Origin of the sequence: Nitrospira sp., assembly GCA_024760525.1 — a bacterium.
Taxonomy (GTDB): Bacteria; Nitrospirota; Nitrospiria; order Nitrospirales; family Nitrospiraceae; genus Nitrospira_D.
The window spans coordinates 3,578,942-3,597,272 of the sequence record CP060499.1 but is presented as its reverse complement, the minus strand read 5'-3'; the positions used below and the strand labels follow the sequence as shown (position 1 = coordinate 3,597,272).

Annotated in this window: 10 protein-coding genes and 2 pseudogenes; 8 read left to right on the top strand and 4 right to left on the bottom strand. The window is 54.1% G+C overall.

Annotated elements, in window-relative coordinates:
- Nucleotides 1-32: 32 nt before the first annotated feature.
- The 4 genes from H8K04_16880 to ubiE form a co-directional block, all read right to left on the bottom strand.
- Nucleotides 33-1,418, bottom strand: a complete 1,386-nt coding sequence (locus H8K04_16880; GenBank protein ID UVT15461.1) for a radical SAM protein — start codon at nt 1,416-1,418, stop codon at nt 33-35.
- Between the two features lie 75 nt (nt 1,419-1,493).
- The gene (locus H8K04_16875) at nt 1,494-3,560 is read right to left on the bottom strand and encodes a universal stress protein (protein UVT15460.1); all 2,067 of its coding nucleotides are present in this window, start codon (nt 3,558-3,560) and stop codon (nt 1,494-1,496) included.
- A gap of 194 nt (nt 3,561-3,754) precedes the next feature.
- On the bottom strand, nt 3,755-5,380 hold the full coding sequence (locus H8K04_16870; protein UVT15459.1) for a radical SAM protein: 1,626 nt from the start codon (nt 5,378-5,380) through the stop codon (nt 3,755-3,757).
- Nucleotides 5,381-5,390: 10 nt separating this feature from the next.
- Nucleotides 5,391-6,167: a bifunctional demethylmenaquinone methyltransferase/2-methoxy-6-polyprenyl-1,4-benzoquinol methylase UbiE gene (gene ubiE, locus H8K04_16865; protein ID UVT15458.1), complete on the bottom strand. Its 777-nt coding sequence runs from the start codon at nt 6,165-6,167 to the stop codon at nt 5,391-5,393.
- 156 nt (nt 6,168-6,323) lie between these two features.
- Between ubiE and H8K04_16860 the strand changes: the two are divergent.
- The 8 genes and pseudogenes from H8K04_16860 (at nt 6,324) to H8K04_16825 (ending at nt 18,137) form a co-directional block, all read left to right on the top strand.
- A pseudogene (locus tag H8K04_16860) lies at nt 6,324-8,682 on the top strand (DEAD/DEAH box helicase family protein).
- Nucleotides 8,683-8,684: 2 nt separating this feature from the next.
- A pseudogene (locus tag H8K04_16855) lies at nt 8,685-10,150 on the top strand (putative DNA binding domain-containing protein).
- Nucleotides 10,151-10,249: 99 nt separating this feature from the next.
- Nucleotides 10,250-12,496 (top strand): site-specific DNA-methyltransferase, encoded by a 2,247-nt coding sequence (locus H8K04_16850; protein UVT15457.1) that lies wholly within the window; start codon nt 10,250-10,252, stop codon nt 12,494-12,496.
- Between the two features lie 64 nt (nt 12,497-12,560).
- Complete coding sequence (locus tag H8K04_16845; GenBank protein UVT15456.1) at nt 12,561-13,475, top strand: hypothetical protein; 915 nt, start codon at nt 12,561-12,563, stop codon at nt 13,473-13,475.
- 110 nt (nt 13,476-13,585) lie between these two features.
- On the top strand, nt 13,586-16,093 hold the full coding sequence (gene uvrA / locus H8K04_16840; GenBank protein ID UVT15455.1) for an excinuclease ABC subunit UvrA: 2,508 nt from the start codon (nt 13,586-13,588) through the stop codon (nt 16,091-16,093).
- A gap of 619 nt (nt 16,094-16,712) precedes the next feature.
- The gene (locus H8K04_16835; protein UVT18025.1) at nt 16,713-16,973 is read left to right on the top strand and encodes a CsbD family protein; all 261 of its coding nucleotides are present in this window, start codon (nt 16,713-16,715) and stop codon (nt 16,971-16,973) included.
- 324 nt (nt 16,974-17,297) lie between these two features.
- Nucleotides 17,298-17,465 carry a DUF1328 domain-containing protein gene (locus H8K04_16830; protein UVT15454.1) on the top strand — a complete coding sequence of 56 codons (168 nt, stop codon included), beginning with the start codon at nt 17,298-17,300 and terminating at the stop codon, nt 17,463-17,465.
- Between the two features lie 342 nt (nt 17,466-17,807).
- Nucleotides 17,808-18,137: a DMT family protein gene (locus H8K04_16825; GenBank protein UVT15453.1), complete on the top strand. Its 330-nt coding sequence runs from the start codon at nt 17,808-17,810 to the stop codon at nt 18,135-18,137.
- Nucleotides 18,138-18,331: the final 194 nt, after the last annotated feature.

Here is an 18,331-nt window from a genome sequence, read left to right as displayed (position 1 = left end):
TGCGTGAAGGGTGAAGCGGACGAAATCCACGGCTAGAACTTAAAGACAGGCGCGTCGTTGCCGAATCGCTTCTTGCGCAGTTCCTCCATCAATTCGACGGTGATGAGCGGGATATTGTTCTCACGGGCATGCTTCTCCACACCCTTCTTGACCATGGCGCGTAGAAAGTAGGGAATACGGCTCAACCTGAGCGCTGACGCGTCATCCCAAGCCATTTCAGACTCTTCGGAAACATTGAACGCCACCTTGATTTTCTCTCCACCCTTTGGCGTGTACAGGCACCACTGATCTTCATCCAACCAGTCCCCATGGTCGACATAGGGGCGGGCGCGGCAGCCCCCGCAGATGTCACTGTATTCGCAGTCGCCGCATTTCCCCTTGAGCTGAGGGTACCGGAACGAGTTGAAGATGTCCGATCGCTCCCAGAGATCGACAAAACTGTGTTGACGCAAATTTCCGGCGGACAGCGGCATATAGGGACAGGGCGTCAATTCACCGTTGGGTGTCACCCTGGCGTAGTTCGTGCCGGCGAGGCACCCTCCCCCCATGTATCCGGTTGCCTTGGTAATCGGGGAGTTGGGGTCCTTTTCATAGGCCAGCCGTTTGAAGTGCGGCGCACACCGGGCACGCACTAACATGCCCTTGTAATTATCTTGGCATTCAACGAGATACCCGAGCACTTCTTCATACTGAGCGGGCGTGATATCCGTCAGTTCCTCGCCTCGTCCCGTACACACCATGAAAAAGACGTTCAACACGCGGGCTCCGAGCCGGTGTGCCCAGTCGATAACGTCGGGCAGTTCTTTATAATTCATCGGCTGCGCGCTGAAATGCACTTGAAATTGGAGACCGTTCCGCTTGCTGGCCTCAATACCCGCCACCGCGGCTTCCCAGGCTCCCGGCACGCCCCGGAAGGCGTCGTGTTTGGCTGCCTGCAATGAGTCAATACTGATGCCGACGCCCATCACACCGATCTCCACGAGGGTTTTGGCCAGGTGGTCGTCGATCAGCATGCCGTTTGTGCCAAAGACCACCATGAAACCGAGCTTGACGGCGTAACGGGCGATGTCGAGGATATCCGGCCGGACCAACGGTTCGCCGCCCGTGATCACGAGGAGGCACCCCTTATTCACTTCCGCGATCTGATCGATCAGCCGGTAGCATTCTTCGGTGCTTAGCTCGTCCTCTCCACCCGCAGCTTTAGTTGTCGCATCAAGATAGCAGTGGTTGCATTTGAGATTACAACGCTTGGTCAAGTTCAGCGCGACGAGATAGGGCTTGAAGTCGTCAACCGTCCGACCGTCGAATGGCCCTTCCCCCTTCGGAGCGGGGGTGAAAAACTGAGCAATTTGCTGTTGCAGTGAACTCAGGGCGCTCTGAGACGAAGGACCGTTGAAGATGGGAAGAGATTTGCCCATGGTGTCTAGTGCTGAGTGCCGAGGGTTCAATTCTGAGTTATATGTTAAGGCACACTCAGCACCACGTCTTCAGGACTAGGTACTGGTCTTACCGGTGAGGTTGGCGATCATGTCCTTGAGATTACCGGTCTTCATGGCTTCCGCCATGTATCCCTTGGCCTGTTCGATACCTTCATTCGCGACCTCAATCGTAATCACGGTCGCTCCAATTTTTTCAGCATGCTTCAGAATCAGCGCTTTGGTGCAATCACGCATGAAACCTTCCGGAGCCCGATCCAATCTGGCCTGTGCGTCCTCCGTCCAGGAATACCGTGACGCCGCTTCACTGTGGCCATTTGCGCCGTTCTCATTTGCGGCTGTAAGCGTGGCTTCCGCGGCAGGCGATGTGCCGGTGCCCTTGTTGGAAAAAATGGGGGTATAGTCTTCGGCAGCCGCGTCCTTGATCATCGGCGCTGCATATTCAAGCGTGATCGTCGTCATGCCCAGCTTCCGCGCGCTCTTCTCAATTCTGGCCTTGGCGCGCCTCCGTTGAAAGCCGGCCGGTACCGCGCGGATGGCCTCTTTCGCGTCCTTGGTCCATTGCATCGGCACGTCATCGTAGGCGACATCTGTCTCCAGATCGCCTTCAGCCGACGCGGCTACTTCGAAGATCTTCTTATCGACCTGTTTGAATTTCGTCCCATCCGCACTGCACACGGGACATCTCACCGGCGCGTCGCCCTTCCCGATGTATCCGCAGCCGTCACAGACAAAATAGTTTTGACCCATGCGGTCCAAGTAGGCCTGGGTGGAGGCATCGATCTGTTTCGGCTTCTCCTCAACGATCTGGGTCATGATCCCGCTCAAGGTCGGGCCCATGAGATCTTTCGTGACAGCCTCGTCGGCTTGCATCTTGTCGCGGTCGATACCCGCCGCATCCAGGCTCCCACCGAGGGCCCGCATGGCATCCATCGCGCCTTTGGGCAAGATGTGCCCAACCGCGGCATCCACCACGGTGTTACTGATGATCGTATGGCCTTTCTCAATGGCATATCGATGAATGGCTGTCTTGGCAACCCCTCGTGCAAACACGGGGATCTTTTCCATCCGCCGTAGAGCCTCTTCGGTCCAGGCGATCGTGTACTCGGCTTGCGTATCGATCGGTGGAACATACTTGCGGTTGGAGATCAACACGTTACAAGGCGCACTGCGGAGCAGGTTTTCCGTGTTGCTGCCGACGTCCATGTCCTCGTCGCTATGGACCCCGATGCGCCCGACAATCAGCAAGGCTGGGACATCCTTGCGGACATACTGAATGATTTTTTCGAAGGCCTTGCCGTCGAGCAACGTCGTTTTTACATCGGTTTGTTCGGCTTGGGCTATTTCACGGGAAATGTCCAGATGGGACTGATAGATCTTGGCCAAGCCGCTATCGATAATTTCTTCGTGCAGCTTTTCCTGCTCTTTGAAACGAAATACCTTGCCGGCTTCTTCGTTTAAGACTCCGGAAATGCTGTGGAACGCGGCATAGTGGAAATACGGGTCGAATGCTGAAATTGCCTCAACCGGCATGTTGAACGCTTTGCCGAGAGCGAGACCCGTCATCAGTCCGCCGAACGAGTAGGGACTGCCGTCGACAGCCACCACGATTTTGCCGCCATTCAAGGGCTGAATGTTCTTGATGATGAGCATGTCGGAGTTTCGGACTCGGCGGACAACGCGTTCGGTATTGCTGCCGATCACACTGTCTTTGACCGCTCCGACCCCCAGTGCTCCCATGATGACGAGGTCATAGCCGTTGGTATTGATATCCTCAGCCAACACCTTCCAATTTCGCCCCTCGAGCGATCGCCGCTCGATCGGGAGATTTGCCTCGGTACATTTCTTATCAACGTAGTCGAGATAGGAATCGGTGATGATTTGGAGTCCGCGGGTGATCAGCGAATCATGAATCTGGCGCTGGCGGTCGAGTTCTTTTTCATCGTGATATTCTTCCGGTAAGCCGGCTTCCATCTGTTTGAAGCGTTTGTCATGCATTTTTGCCGCATAGACATGGCTTCCCACAATCTTCGAGCCGAAGGTTTTGGCCAGGTGAACGCCGACATCCACTGCTGAATTGGAATGGTCGGAATTGTCGACCGGAATATAGATGGTCTTATACATTGCAGCGCCTCCTTAAGGCGCGATCTTGATCAGGCGAACGCGTGTAATTGTATGAAAATCCAAACGATTAACGTGCCACTCCACTCTATAAAGAAGGCAAATGATAGCACCGGCTGAAACTGGAATGCAAGGCACCGCGGATGGACAAGAGACAAGCTAAACAGTGAAATCCGACAATGGTGTCCGACGAAAGATCAACCGGCTGAGCTGGCCCGTGGTTCGGCTGACTGTGAAGGGGAGGGAACCGGTCGACGGGAGCGGAGGATCTCCTCAAGCGAGAGGAGGGCGTCGCGACCCGAATTGCCCTCAATGCCCTTGCTGAGGTTCTGATCGGCATAGGTAGGTGATTCACCGGGGGACTGAGAGAGAGATCCTGTCCATCGACGGGGGTCGCGGCTACCTTGCTTACGTTCCCAGGCTCGAAGACAAGCCTTGGCAATGATCTTGTTGAGAGGGGCGGGATTGTAGAGCAGCTTTCTGATGCTGGTCGGGGTCAACATCAAGGGATTATAGCCCGCCGACAAGTATCCCTCTTCCAACAGTCGCTGTTCCAGATCGGTATTCGGCTGGATGCCAAGGAAAAACATCAATGGAAAGACACGCTCTTCCCCGAGGATTGAGGCGACTTTCTTGTAGGCCTCGACGCTCTGGAGCAGACTCTCTTCTGTTTCCTTGGGACTGTTGAGTGAATAGTTCAGGATGACCTTGCCCTTAAAGCCGGCCTCTGCCAGGTATCGACAACCGTCGTACAGGCGTTCCAGCTTGAATCCCATGTGCAGATTGTTCAGCACCTCTTGTGAGCCTGAGGTGATCGCCACTTCCAGGTCACCCACGCCTGATCGGACCATCAGCTTGGCAAGCTCCGGGGTAATCAACGACGTTCGGATGTAGCCGGACCACTCGATCTCGAGTTTTTCAGCGACGATCCGTTCGAGGATTTCGGTGCATTGAGGATAGGCTTCCTTCCCCGTGATGAACTGGGCATCAGTGAACCAGAATCGACGGGCACCCCACTGATGGTAATGTTGGGCGATGTCCTTGACGACCATGTCGGGCGGCCGGTAGCGGACTCGTTTGCCCTCAATGTAGGGGTAGAGGCAGAAGGCGCAATCATAGGGACAGCCTCGTTTGGACTGCACTCCGATCGACTCACCGATGTATTCACCGTACTGAGGAAAGATCGAGGTGAGATAGGGTAAATCGACCGTCAGGGCATCAAGAAGCGCGGGTGAGCCCTGCCGGCCTTTCCGGATCTGTTTCCCTTCTTTGACGATATATCGTTCATCCTCAATCGAACGGCCTTCGATGACCTTGAGGATGGCGTCCTCTCCCTCACCGAGAATCCCGATCGTCCCTTCCGGGAGCTTTTCGATCAATTGATCGGCAAAGGCTGTAAACGCGCCGCCCCCGATCATGATCTGGGACTTTGGAAACTCTTTGCGGATCAGCCAAGGGTACGACAGGATCGTATAGATGTGACTGTAATAGCGATAGAGCTGCTTGACGCCTGCGATCGACGCCGTGATTCGCTTGAGTGGGTTGCTGGCAAAATAGAAGTTAAACGCGTGTTCCAGTGAGGAATCACCTTCATGCGGGGAAAAGATCTGAATGTCGCGCCAAGAAAAGCAAACCAGATCCGGCTTGAACTCCGTGGCGGCATCCCGGATGGCTTGACTCCGTTGCGAGACGGGAAACAGCGAGAGATCCAGAATTCGCTGTCTGACCTCCGGTTTCCGCCGATGGATAAAGTCCGCCAAGTAGGTGATCCCGATGGGATAGACCTTTTTGCAAGGGAGAAAAATATACAGAATCGAGTCCACTACTCAGTACTCATTTCGTCGCGACATGAATGGCGACGATTCCACCGCTGAGGTTTTTGTACGACACCTGACTGAAGCCGGCTTCACGGAGGATCTGGCACAGCCGTTCCTGATCGGGGAATGTTCGGATCGACGCAGGAAGGTACTCATAGACACCGGTGGTGTCCCGAGCGACCTTCGTGCCGACCCAGGGCAGGAGTGTAAAGGAGTACCAATCATACAGAGCCCGCAGCCAGCCGAACACCGGACGTGAAAACTCAAGACACACGAAGCGGCCTCCGGATTTCATCACCCGGCGGATTTCTCTTACGGCTTGCGGCAAATCCCCGACATTCCGCATGCAAAAGCCGGTTGTGACCGCATCGAACGTATTGTCGGCGAATCCCAAATGTTCCGCGCTTGCTTGTAGGCACGAGATCTTATCTGCCAGACCCCTGCTCCCCACCTTCTTACTGCCTTCAGCCAGCATCGCATAATTGAGATCGGACGCAATCACACGCCCCTTGCTGCCCATGCGTGGCTGGAGGAGCAGGGCGAGATCCGCCGTGCCGGACCCTACATCAAGCCCTACGCCTTGTTCGACCGGGGCAACATAGGAAGCCGTCATTTTCTTCCATCGGTAGTGCAGGCCGAAGCTCAAGAGGGTGTTGTTCAGGTCATACACGCCCGCGATGGCCGTGAACATTCGCTGCACGGCATCCTCGCGGGCTTGTCCGGACCAGGTCGAGACAACTTTTGCCGGGGCCTGAGAGTCTTGTGCCAGGGGAGGATGATCGGTTTTTACCATGCGACGGTGGTAGCACCCGGTTCAAGTCACTGTCAAGCCGCCTAAAATGGAATCTCGTTTGGCTAAAGGCGTCTGAATGGTCATTCAAGAGAGATGATTTCCCCCACAGAACCGAGTATCCTCCTCCGGCTAGATTCCTAATTGGCTGTAGGAGCTATGGCTCTTCACCCTGATTTTCCGGTATCCCCCTACGCTCCGCTTATTCCATCGCAACGCTGGTTTCCTGCTGATGAAACACTCCGCACCACGGCCTATGAGAAGCTACTGCCGCCTCTCGTAGCCAATGTTCGTGAAGAAGTTTACGACTGGCGAACTGCGCAATATCCTGGCGTGTCCGCTACTTCTGCAGCCCTGCTCAGGCATTGGTTTGAAAGCGAACATCTAATCGAAAATGCGGACGGCTCACTCTCTCCGTTCCGATACTATTTTGCCCAACGCGAAGCGGTAGAGACTGTGATCTGGTTGTTCGAGGTTCGGCGTGCACGCGATAAGTATGATTTGCTTCGGTTCGACGCGTCAGGCGCGGTCTCCTCAGGCATGTTCGACGAAGAGTGGCCTCGTTATGTGCTAAAAATGGCGACGGGAGCGGGAAAGACCAAGGTTCTGTCTCTCCTCATCGCCTGGAGCTTCTTCCACAGACTATACGAAACAGACTCTGTTCTCGCACGCAACTTTCTTGTCATTGCGCCGAACATCATCGTGCTCGACCGTCTGCGGACCGACTTTGATGGACTTAGGATTTTCTTCAACGATCCGATCCTGCCGGCCAATGGCCATGAAGGTCGAAATTGGCGGGATGATTTTCAACTTACTTTGCATATTCAGGACGATGTAGGTGTCGTTCGCGATACCGGCAATCTGTTCCTAACCAACATCCATCGTGTCTTTCTCGGCGATGTCAGCGACCCGTCGTTGGAAGATGACGACCTGCGCGACTATTTTCTCGCGCCCTTCGGTCCCAAACCTGTCGGCAAAACCACCGACAGCCAGACGGACCTCGGCGAGATTGTCAGAGAGATCGATGAGTTGGCCGTCTTCAACGACGAAGCGCATCACATTCACGATCCGAAGATGGCCTGGTTCAAGTCCATCCAGGATATTCACCATAAGCTGCTTCAGAAAGATCGTCGCTTGACTCTGCAGGTGGATGTGACCGCAACCCCGCGGCATAACAACGGTGCGATCTTTGTACAAACAGTGTCTGACTATCCCCTTGTCGAAGCGATTCATCAAAACGTGGTGAAGCATCCTATTCTCCCGGATGCTGGCAGTCGTGCGAGATTAACGGACCGAACGAGCGCCCTATTCACGGAGAAATACGACGATTACCTGAAATTGGGCATTGAGGAATGGAGAAAGAGCTTCTCTGAACACCAGACACTCGGCAAGAAAGCCGTCCTGTTCGTCATGGTGGACGATACTCGCAATTGTGACGAGGTGGGCGCCTATCTTGAAAAGATCTGTCCGGAACTACAAGGTGCGGTTCTTGTCATTCATACGAAGAATAATGGTGAGATTTCCGAGGCGGCGTCAGGGAAAAAGGAGGAGGAACTCAAGAAGCTCCGTAAGGATGCCAATGAGATAGATACCTGGCGCAGTCCTTACAAGGCGATCGTCTCCGTCCTTATGCTCAAAGAGGGATGGGACGTACGGAACGTGACGGTGATTTGCGGCCTGCGGGCCTATGCCGCACAGAGCAATATCTTGCCGGAACAGACACTAGGACGAGGTCTGCGGCGAATGTATTTCGGTTCTGATGCGAGAGAGACGGTTTCTGTTATGGGAACGCCCGCGTTCATGGAATTCGTCGAGTCCATCCAGACGGAAGGTGTCAGCTTCGAACGTGTGCCGATGGGGGGTGGTGCATTACGTGAAGACTCCCTGATCGTCGAAGTAGACAAGGAGAATCCCGCCAAAGACCTCGATAAATTAGACATTGCCCTTCCCAAACTCAGCCGACGCTTTCAGCGCGACTTCAAGGATCTGGACGCGCTCGATCCATCGGTCTTGCACAATGCACGTCTCTCTCTTAAGCCATTTACTCCGGACGAAACGCGGGAGATTGTGTTCAAAACGATGCTTGATGCCGAAGTGCATCACACCATCCAGCTTGATGGAGCCGGCCCAGCCGACTACCGATCCGTCGTCGCCTTCTTTGCACGGCAGCTGATGAAGGACTTGCGTCTTGTCGGTGGGTACGACGTGCTCTATGGAAAGGTCAAAACCTTTATGCACGAGCATCTGTTCGCGGGATCACCAATGAACCTTGAAGATCCCGGATTTCATTGTACGCACGACCGATGGAGTTGTGTGGATCGTGGAGACAAAAGGCCGCGAGGAATTGGACCTTCCCCAAAAGATGGCCAGGCTTGGGCAATGGTGCACCGACGCGACTGACGCTGAGGAAAATGGACAACGATACGATTTTGTGTTCGTGGATCAGACTGGTTTCGAAACTCACACACCTGGAACATTTGCCGCTCTAGTTTCAGGTTTCGCTGAATACAAAGGCTGATCATGCAGGGGAACCCCGCTCAGGAGTATCTATGCAGTTTAGTCGCCGAACTGTGCAAACTTCCGCGCGAGGCAGGGTGGGTGGAGTTCAAAGAAAACAATGCCAAGCCTGAGGATATCGGCGAATACTTGTCAGCCTTGAGCAATACCGCGGCCTTGCAAGGCCAGGCCAATGGGTACGTGGTCTGGGGCGTAAAGGATGAGGATCGTGAAGTAGTAGGCACAACGTTTCGTCCAGGAACAAGCAAGGTCGGGAATGAGGACCTGGAAAACTGGTTGACCCGACTCCTCAATCCAAAGCTGCCCTTTCAGTTCCATGAACTGTGTCATCAGGGAAAACCGGTTGTCATTCTGGAAATTCCTCGAGCACCTGGCCGGCCTATACAGTTTCAAGGTATGGAGTTCATCCGTGTCGGCTCCTACCGGCAAAAGCTCAAGGATCACCCCCAAATTGAACAAAGGCTCTGGCGCATATTCGACACCACGCCGTTTGAAGAAGTACCTGTGCTTCGCCATGTCGATTCGGCGGATGTATTGTCCTTGCTGGACTATCCAGCTTTCTTTGAACTGCTGGAACAACCGTTGCCAACTGATCGTGAAAACATCCTCACTCGGCTTACCGCTGATCGCATGATTGTCCAGGATGCGGCTGGGAAATGGGACATCACGAATCTGGGAGCCATTCTCTTTGCCCGCAACCTTGATGAGTTCAAGTCGCTCGCCAGGAAAGCGGTGCGCATCGTGGTTTATGAAGGCAAGGGGCGGGTGAAGACGGTTCGCGAGCAGGGGGTCCGTAAAGGCTACGCCTCAGGCTTTAAGACCGTGCTGGATCATCTCAATGCGCTGCTTCCTCGCAACGAAGTGTCGATCACGGAATCAGGCGGGAAGTTCCATTGTACCCGGAGCCGGCCATCCGTGAACTAATCCCCAATGCCCTCATCCACCAAGACTTTTCAATCACGGGCAGTGGACCGATGATCGAAATATTTTCTGACCGCTTGGAGATCACAAATCCCGGTGAGCCGTTAGTCAAAACCGAGCGGTTCCTGGACAGTCCGCCACAATCGCGAAACGAAAGCCTTGCGTCCTTCATGCGTCGACTCGGAGTATGTGAAGAGCGTGGTAGCGGTGTGGACAAGGTGGTGTCGGAAACGGAGCGGCATCAACTACCGGCACCGTTGTTTGAAAGTCCCGATGGCTTCACGCGGGCAGTCCTCTTTACACATCGTCCATTGCGGCAGATGAATCGTGCCGACCGTACTCGCGCGTGTTATCTGCACGCCTGCCTGAGATATGTGGAACGCGACCCGATGACAAATTCCAGCCTGCGGGCACGTCTGGGAATATCTGAACCCAACAAGGCGATGGCTTCCCGCATTATCGGGGATGCCTTCAAAGATGGCCTCATCAAGCCGGAAGACCCACGGCAGGGGAAAAAGTATGCTAAGTACGTCCCCTTTTGGGCGTGACTGCTTAATTGACGGGAAGGCTGAGGGATGAGAACAGACGCAGCTAACTCCTCATGTTTTCAGTCAAATCTTAATTGACGGCTAATTGACTGGAGTTATATGGCCCGTGAAACCACGCACTACGACCTCTCCGACGCCGAGAAGCGAGACCTCGTCAAGCTGATCGAACAGGGCAAGCCGCTGCCGGAGAAGTATCGCTTTCTGCTCTTTGCCGATAAGCGCGAAGTTGAGCTGGTATGGAACGGCAAGACTCGCGAAGTCTGCACGGCCGTGCTGCCGTTTCAGACGCTGGAACACATCGACGAGCCGCGGAAGGAAGAGCGTGAACAAGAAGAACTGGCCTTTGACAGCGGCGGGCGACAGATCAAGGGCTGGACTAATAAGCTCATCTGGGGCGACAACAAGCTGATTCTTTCGTCGCTCAAAGCCGGTGCACTCCGCCGCCAGATCGAGGATGCCGGCGGCCTCAAGCTCATTTACATCGACCCGCCGTTCGATGTCGGCGCAGACTTCAGCATGGACATCGAGATCGGTGGCGAGACCTTCCACAAGGAGCCAAATCTTCTGGAGCAGATCGCTTACCGCGATACGTGGGGACGCGGCGCGGATTCTTTCATCGCTATGATTTACGAACGTCTAATCCTTATGCGCGATTTGATGTCGAATTCTGGTTCCATAATCGTCCACTGTGACTGGCGGGTATCAGGCTTTATTCGCGCGGTTCTCGATGAGATTTTTGGCAAAGATAAGATCGTTGGTGAACTCATTTGGAAACACCAAATAATGGGAGGGGCACATGGAAGGCGGTTGCCTAAAGCACATGAAACATTGTTTTGGTTCAAAAAAACGGATGAATTTAAAATCAATGAAAGTGCTGCTGAGATCAGAGTGCCCTTCAGTGAATATGTACGTTCAACAATGCAACAGGATGCTGAGGGAAGATGGTTTTATACTAGGCGACGAATGAGCAGAAAGACGACGGATGCAGAGCAAGAAGCTAAGGCACACACTATAACCTACGTTGACAATCCTGAATTAGGAACCCTAGCGTCGGATGTTTGGGACGATTTTCCTTCTTACCAACCAAAGCCTGCTGACAATACGAAGTACCCGACACAGAAGCCAAATGAATTGTTGGAGCGTGTGATTGGAGGTGCAAGTAATGAAGGCGATTTGGTGGCGGACTTTTTCGTGGACAGCGGTACTACCGCCGCTGTGGCAGAAAAACTTGGGCGCAAATGGATCGCTACCGACCTCGGTAAGTTCGGCATTCACACCACACGCAAGCGGCTCATTCAAGTGCAGCGGGAGCTGAAAGCTTCCGGTAAGCCTTTCCGTGCTTTTGAAGTGCTCAATCTGGGTCGCTACGAACGCCAAGCGTATCTCAACGTCTCGGGACGGCTCACCGGTAAGCACAGGGAAGAGGCGCTGGCCCAAAAGGAAGCAGAATTCCGTGAACTGATCTTGAAGGCCTATCGCGCGGAACCTCTACCGGAAACAGGCTTTTTTCATGGCAAGTTGGCGAGCCGTCTGGTGGTCGTCGGTCCGATCAATCTTCCCGTCGGGCGACTCTTCATCGAGGAAGTCATCACCGAATGCCGTAAGCGGGGGGCTTCGCGTGTGGACGTGTTGGCCTTCGAGTTCGAAATGGGCCTATTCCCTGCCGTGCTCGATGAAGCCAAGCAGAAGGGGATCGACCTCGCGCCGAGGACGATCCCGCCGGAAGTCTTCGACAAGCGCGCCGTGGAAAAAGGCCAAGTCCGCTTCCATGATGTGGCGTATATCGAAGTCACCCCGCGCTTCGACAAGAAAGACAAGCTGACTCTGGCCATCGAATTGACGGATTTCTCCGTCTACTACTCCCAGGGCATTGCCAAGTCTATCGAAGCTGAGCTGAAAGAAGGCAAGAGCGAGGTCGTCTGCGAATCCGGCCAGCTCATCAAGATCAGCAAAGACAAGCAGGGTGTTGTCATTCGCGAAGTACTCACCAAGAAATGGACCGACTGGGTGGACTACTGGGCGGTCGATTTCAACTATGAAAGCCGGAAAGAGCTCATCAAGGTCCAGCGTGGGACCGGCCTCGGCGGCGTGCAAGGGTTTCTGCCTGGACAAGAACCGGCTCAGCGTGAGCTGGAATTGACCGCCGAGGACTTCGAAGAACGATGGACTGGTGCCTACATCTTCGAAAACGAATGGCAGAGCTTCCGCACCCGCCAAAACCGCGATCTTGAACTAAAAACTGCCACTCACACCTACGCGAAGCCGGGCCGTTATATCATTGCCGTCAAAGTCATTGATATCTTCGGCAACGATACGATGACGCTGGTACCGGTGACCGCAGGATAAAGGCACGAGGGGACGCAGGTTGAGAGTGCTAGGTTGAGTGCATCTTGGGGAGGGAGGTGACCTCATGTTTGGTTCCATGGCGCTTGAAATGGCGATCAGCCTGTCGCTGCTGTATCTGCTTCTGGGGTTGATGTGCTCCGTTCTGAACGAATGGGTCGCCGGAATCTTGAATATGCGGGCCAGGAATCTCTGGGACGGAGTGCGAAATCTGCTGTATGATTCGGAAGGGACGGGGTTGGCCAAGCAGTTGTACAATCACCCGTTGATCAAGAACCTGGCAAAGCCCGGCAAGATTCCTTCCTATGTTCCGTCTCGAACCTTCGCCTTGGCTATGTTTGATTTGGTCGCCCCTGCACACGAATCGACGAAGACGAAGACGCTGCAAGATATTCGGAATGCGGTCGCCACACTCCCCAATGAGCAAATAAAAGGTGCTCTGATTGCCTTGATTGATGATGCTGAAGGCGACGTGAAGAAAGCGCGAGAGAATGTCGAGCGGTGGTATGACGACGCCATGGATCGTGTATCCGGGTGGTATAAGCGAAAAACGCAGGTGTTCATCTTGATCTGGGCATTAGCCGTCACGTTGTCCGTCAATGCCGATACGATCTTGATCGCGAATACGCTGGCTCATGACGCGACGTTGCGCGCGTCGTTGGTGGCCATGGCAGAGACCACGGCCAAAGAGCCGCTACCTCAGGACGCGAAAGGCACAACGGAGCGAGTTCAGCAGATGTCTTCTGAAATTAAGAAACTGGGGCTTCCGATCGGTTGGTCGCGCGAAGCCGGTAACCCCAGGTCAGCTCCAGCCGAAGCCGGCGATTGGGCATTGAAGATCATCGGACTGGCGCTGACGACCATTGCGGTTTCTCTTGGCGCCCCATTTTGGTTTGACGTCTTGAATAAGCTCATCAACATTCGCTCCACTGGTAAGCAGCCGGAGCGGTCACGTGAAGAAAAAGAGCCGGCGCCCAAGTAATTGCCGGCTCTTCACGGCAACCGGAAACGCGACATGCTTCGGGGTCCAACCTTTGCCGTGGGACTGCTTTCTGCTCCTTGATTTCCACATGCTATAATCCTCGTCTCTTTATGGGCAACTCCATCATCATCAAGGGCGCGCGCGAGCACAACCTCAAGAACATCGACGTGGAAATTCCGCGCGACAAGCTGGTGGTGATCACCGGGTTGAGCGGGTCCGGCAAGTCTTCGCTTGCCTTCGATACGATCTATGCGGAAGGACAGCGGCGGTATGTGGAGTCACTGTCGGCGTATGCTCGGCAGTTCCTCGAGCAAATGGGAAAGCCGGATGTCGATTCGATCGAAGGGCTCTCTCCCGCCATCTCGATCGAGCAGAAGAGCACGAGCCACAATCCCCGTTCTACCGTCGGTACCGTCACGGAAATCTATGACTATCTCCGACTGCTCTTTGCCCGCGTCGGGCAACCCTACTGCTTCCAATGTGGCGAAGAGATCACCGCGCAGACCGTACAGCAGATGGTGGATGCCATCGCCTCCTTGCCGGAAGGTATGAAGTTCCAGATCCTTGCCCCGATCGTGCGCGGGCGAAAGGGTGAATACCGGAAGGAACTGCAGGAGATGCGAAAGGCGGGGTATGTCCGCGCTCGTGTCGACGGCAAGCTCGTCGATTTAGGTGAGGACATTCTTCTCGACAAACAAAAGAAGCACACGATTGAGATTATCGTCGATCGGCTGGTGCTGAAACCAGGCGATGCCTTGATGCGCCGACTGGCGGATTCTGTTGAAACCTCGTTGAAATTGACCAGCGGACTCGTAGCCGTCCTGACGGAGGACGGTCATACCCGCCTTTACAGTGACAAGCTGGCCTGTATCAATTGCGGTGTGAGTTATCCGGAGATCACGCCCCGGGTGTTCTCCTTCAATAGCCCGCACGGCGCCTGTCCGGCCTGTGATGGCATCGGCTATGCCGTGACGCCGGGTGGTCAGGAAGAAGAAGATTTCACTCTGTTGGAACCCTGCGAAGTCTGCCGTGGCGCGAGGCTCAGGCCGGAAAGTCTATCCATCAAATTAGCCAAGAAGTCGATCTCCGAAGTGACGAGACTCTCGGTTCGTGCTGCGGCGGACTTCTTCCTGTCGCTCAAATTTACAGACCGTGAGCTGGTGATCGCGCATCGGATCCTGAAAGAAATTCGTGAACGGCTTGGTTTTCTTGTCAATGTAGGCCTGGACTATTTGACGCTCGATCGAGCCGCAGCCACCTTGTCCGGTGGCGAAGGGCAACGCATCAGACTAGCCACGCAGATCGGCTCGGGCTTGGTCGGGGTGTTGTACATCTTGGACGAACCATCCATCGGGCTGCACCAACGCGACAATCGACGGCTGCTGCAAACGTTGCTGCGATTGCGGGATCTCGGCAACACGGTGGTAGTGGTTGAGCATGATGCCGAGACGATGCAGGCTGCCGACCATCTTCTCGACATGGGCCCCGGCGCCGGCTCGCACGGCGGGCATGTGATCGCCCAAGGGACGCCTCAACACATCATGGGCGATCCCAATTCATTGACAGGCCAATACTTGCGCGGCGCGCAGACCGTGTCCGTGCCGCAGCGGCAGCGGAAGGCGAAGGGAACGCTGTTCGTCGTCGAGGCGCAGAAGCATAATCTAAAAAACGTGACCGCGCGTATTCCGCTGGGCCTCTTTACCTGTGTAACGGGTGTCTCCGGCTCGGGAAAGAGCACCCTCGTGTTGGAAGTGCTGTTCCATTCTCTCTCGCAACTGCTCTATCACAAGAAACCCAGGATCGATGGATGTAAAGAGTTGAAGGGGGTTGACGCGCTGGACAAAGTCATCGATATCGACCAGTCACCGATCGGTCGCACCCCTCGGTCGAATCCTGCGACCTATACCGGCCTGTTCGGCTACATCCGTGATCTCTATTCTAATCTGCCGGAGTCGCGTGTCCGTGGATACAAGCCCGGGCGATACAGTTTCAATGTCAAAGGCGGACGGTGTGAAGCCTGTCAGGGGGACGGGCTCCTCAAGATCGAGATGCATTTCCTGCCGGATGTCTATGTGACCTGTGAGGTCTGCAAGGGACAGCGCTATAACCGTGAAACGATGGAGATTCTGCATAAGGGCAAGAGCATTGCGGATATCCTGAACATGACGGTGGACGACGCATTAGAGTTCTTCGAACATATCCCGTTGATCAAGGCGAAACTACAGACCCTGCATGATGTCGGCCTGCACTATGTGAAGCTGGGACAGTCGGCCACGACCCTCTCCGGCGGCGAAGCGCAGCGAGTGAAGCTGTCACGCGAACTCTCCAAGCGGGCAACAGGCCGCACGATGTACATCCTCGATGAGCCGACGACCGGTCTGCACTTCGCCGATGTCCAGCGATTACTCGATGTGCTGGATCGATTGGTCGAAGCCGGAAACACCGTGCTGGTGATTGAACACAATCTGGATGTCATCAAAAATGCCGATTGGATTATCGACCTGGGGCCGGAAGGTGGCGACCGAGGCGGTGAGATCGTGGCCGAAGGCCCCCCGAAAGAAGTTGCGAAGGCGAAGCGGTCCTATACGGGACAGGTATTAAAAGAAGCAGGGGTGTAAGGGTGGAGTTTTCGCGCGTCGCAATAATGCGAGGAGCCAAGACGGCAGCTGAACCGCTACGATAGGCCGCATGCGACTCTGAAGCGAGATGATGCATCGCATGCCGTCGCCCGCGGTAGTTTCAGCAAGATCTACCAAAACCCGCCATGGCGACTTCGAAAACTCCATCCCTTCCACCACGCTAAGAAGGGAGAAGGGGAAGTGGTGGTTGACGGCGCTCGTGGCCATCAACCTCGGATCATGTTATCCCATCCCATGCATCCGAAGGGCGCACCAGGACAACTTGTCCATTTCATCACAACACATGGTTTTCTATGAAAATACTTTAACCACCTTCGCTTTATCCTCTGACAACTTGTCAGCTCCGACCCATCTCATACCGCTAATCTCCTCTAACAAATAATTCAGCTATTCCCTATTAAATCAAAGTCTCAGCGGGTCTTTCGCACATGAACGTTTCGTGGCCCGTCCTTTGCCTAATACTTCCCGCAGGACACACACGGGAGGTTTTATGAAGATAATTCGGTCAGTTCCATTTTTCGTAGCGGCTCTCATCATGACGGGTGTTTGGGTCGGTCCCGGTTCGACGGCATCTGCCATGAGTAGTGGAAATGTGAACATGCATTCAGAGATCCCTCCGGTCGTTCTGATCGTAAATAAGGACCAATTTGAGGGAAACTGGAAACAATTCAAAGGCGATTTGAAGAAGCAATGGGGAAAATTAACCGACGATGACTTGCTCGTCATCGAAGGCAATTACGACAAGTTCGAGGGCAGGGTGCAGGAACGGTACGGCGATAGGAGAGAAGAAGTGAAACGTTGGACCGATGAATGGTTTAAGCAACACCACCCTATTAAGTCCGAGAAGACCGATAAGTAACAGGCTGAGAATGAAACGCGTACTGACATGGTCGGTGTTCTGCGATAGCCAAAAGTCAGTGTGGAGATATGGGGAATATCTCGATTCTCTGGAGAAGCTTGTGAAAGGTTCTGCGTCATCAATTGGTCCGATACAACCTGATCAAGCTATCCTTCGTTGTCACGATGCAAATGAAGCGAACGAAACGCTTACAAATCGGAAAGCATAGAGCCAGTAAATTGATTCGCAGTGTTCATAGATGACCGTATGTCCGTTCGATGAACAGTTGAGGCAGCGAAGAACCGGATCGGGATCCGGTTCTTCGCGCAACCGGAGGGGAATCGTATGCTCTACTATGCGCTGGTGTTCCTCATCATAGGATTTGTTGCGGCGGCGGTGGGGGCCGGTGGTGCAGCCGCCGTGGCCACGCATATTTCTTGGGTGTTATTTCTTATTGCGATCATTTTTTTGCTTGTACATTTGCTGACAGGTCGCAGACCTCCGGTTAACTGACGAGCACACTCATTGCTGATTCAATAGTCGCGAAAACATGAATCGAAGAAGGAGGGTTCTATGGGAACGATGGGGAAAGGTTTTATTCTATGGCTCCTCGGTGTGCCGGTCAGTCTCTTGGTCTTGCTGTATTTTCTGGGATTTCTTCGATAAGGTGACTATGTAGTTTGGCGTGACATGCAGCTAGATGTGTTCTCTGTCTGACCGCTCTCTTTTCACGTCTTATCCGCTCACCACTTGCGCCTCCATAGGTCTTTCCGGTAATTGAGCATTTGCCTTTCTGTTGCGTGAATTCAAAGGACAATATGCCAAGAGTGCTTACAAGAAGGAGGGGTGTGTCCGATGCAGACTGTCGCGTTGTTGACGATCTCGAACATATTCATGACATTGGCGTGGTACGGCCACTTGAAATTCAAGGAATATCCGTTGTTCACCGTGATTCTGGCAAGTTGGGGGATTGCCTTTATCGAATACTGTTTTCAAGTGCCGGCCAACCGGATCGGCCATGCCCAGTTCAGTGCGGCGCAACTCAAGACGATCCAGGAGGTGATCACGTTGGTGGTGTTCTCGATTTTCTCGGTCGTCTATTTGAAAGAGGCGATGAAGTGGAACTATGTGGTGGGGTTTGCGCTGATCGTAGTAGCGGTGTTCATCATCTTCAAAGAATGGTGACGATCGAGGATACGACGATGTGTTATTCTTCGAGTCATAGTCAACTTTCATACCGTATTGTCTGTTCCCCGCTAAGCTTAGGACCGTAGCTCCCTGAGAGATGAGTCCTTACCAAGCCCGCTTGCAGCACTTTCTTTAGGTCACTACAATACCGCACACATCTATCTCGGCCGTTGAGCGAGGGGGGGTATGGG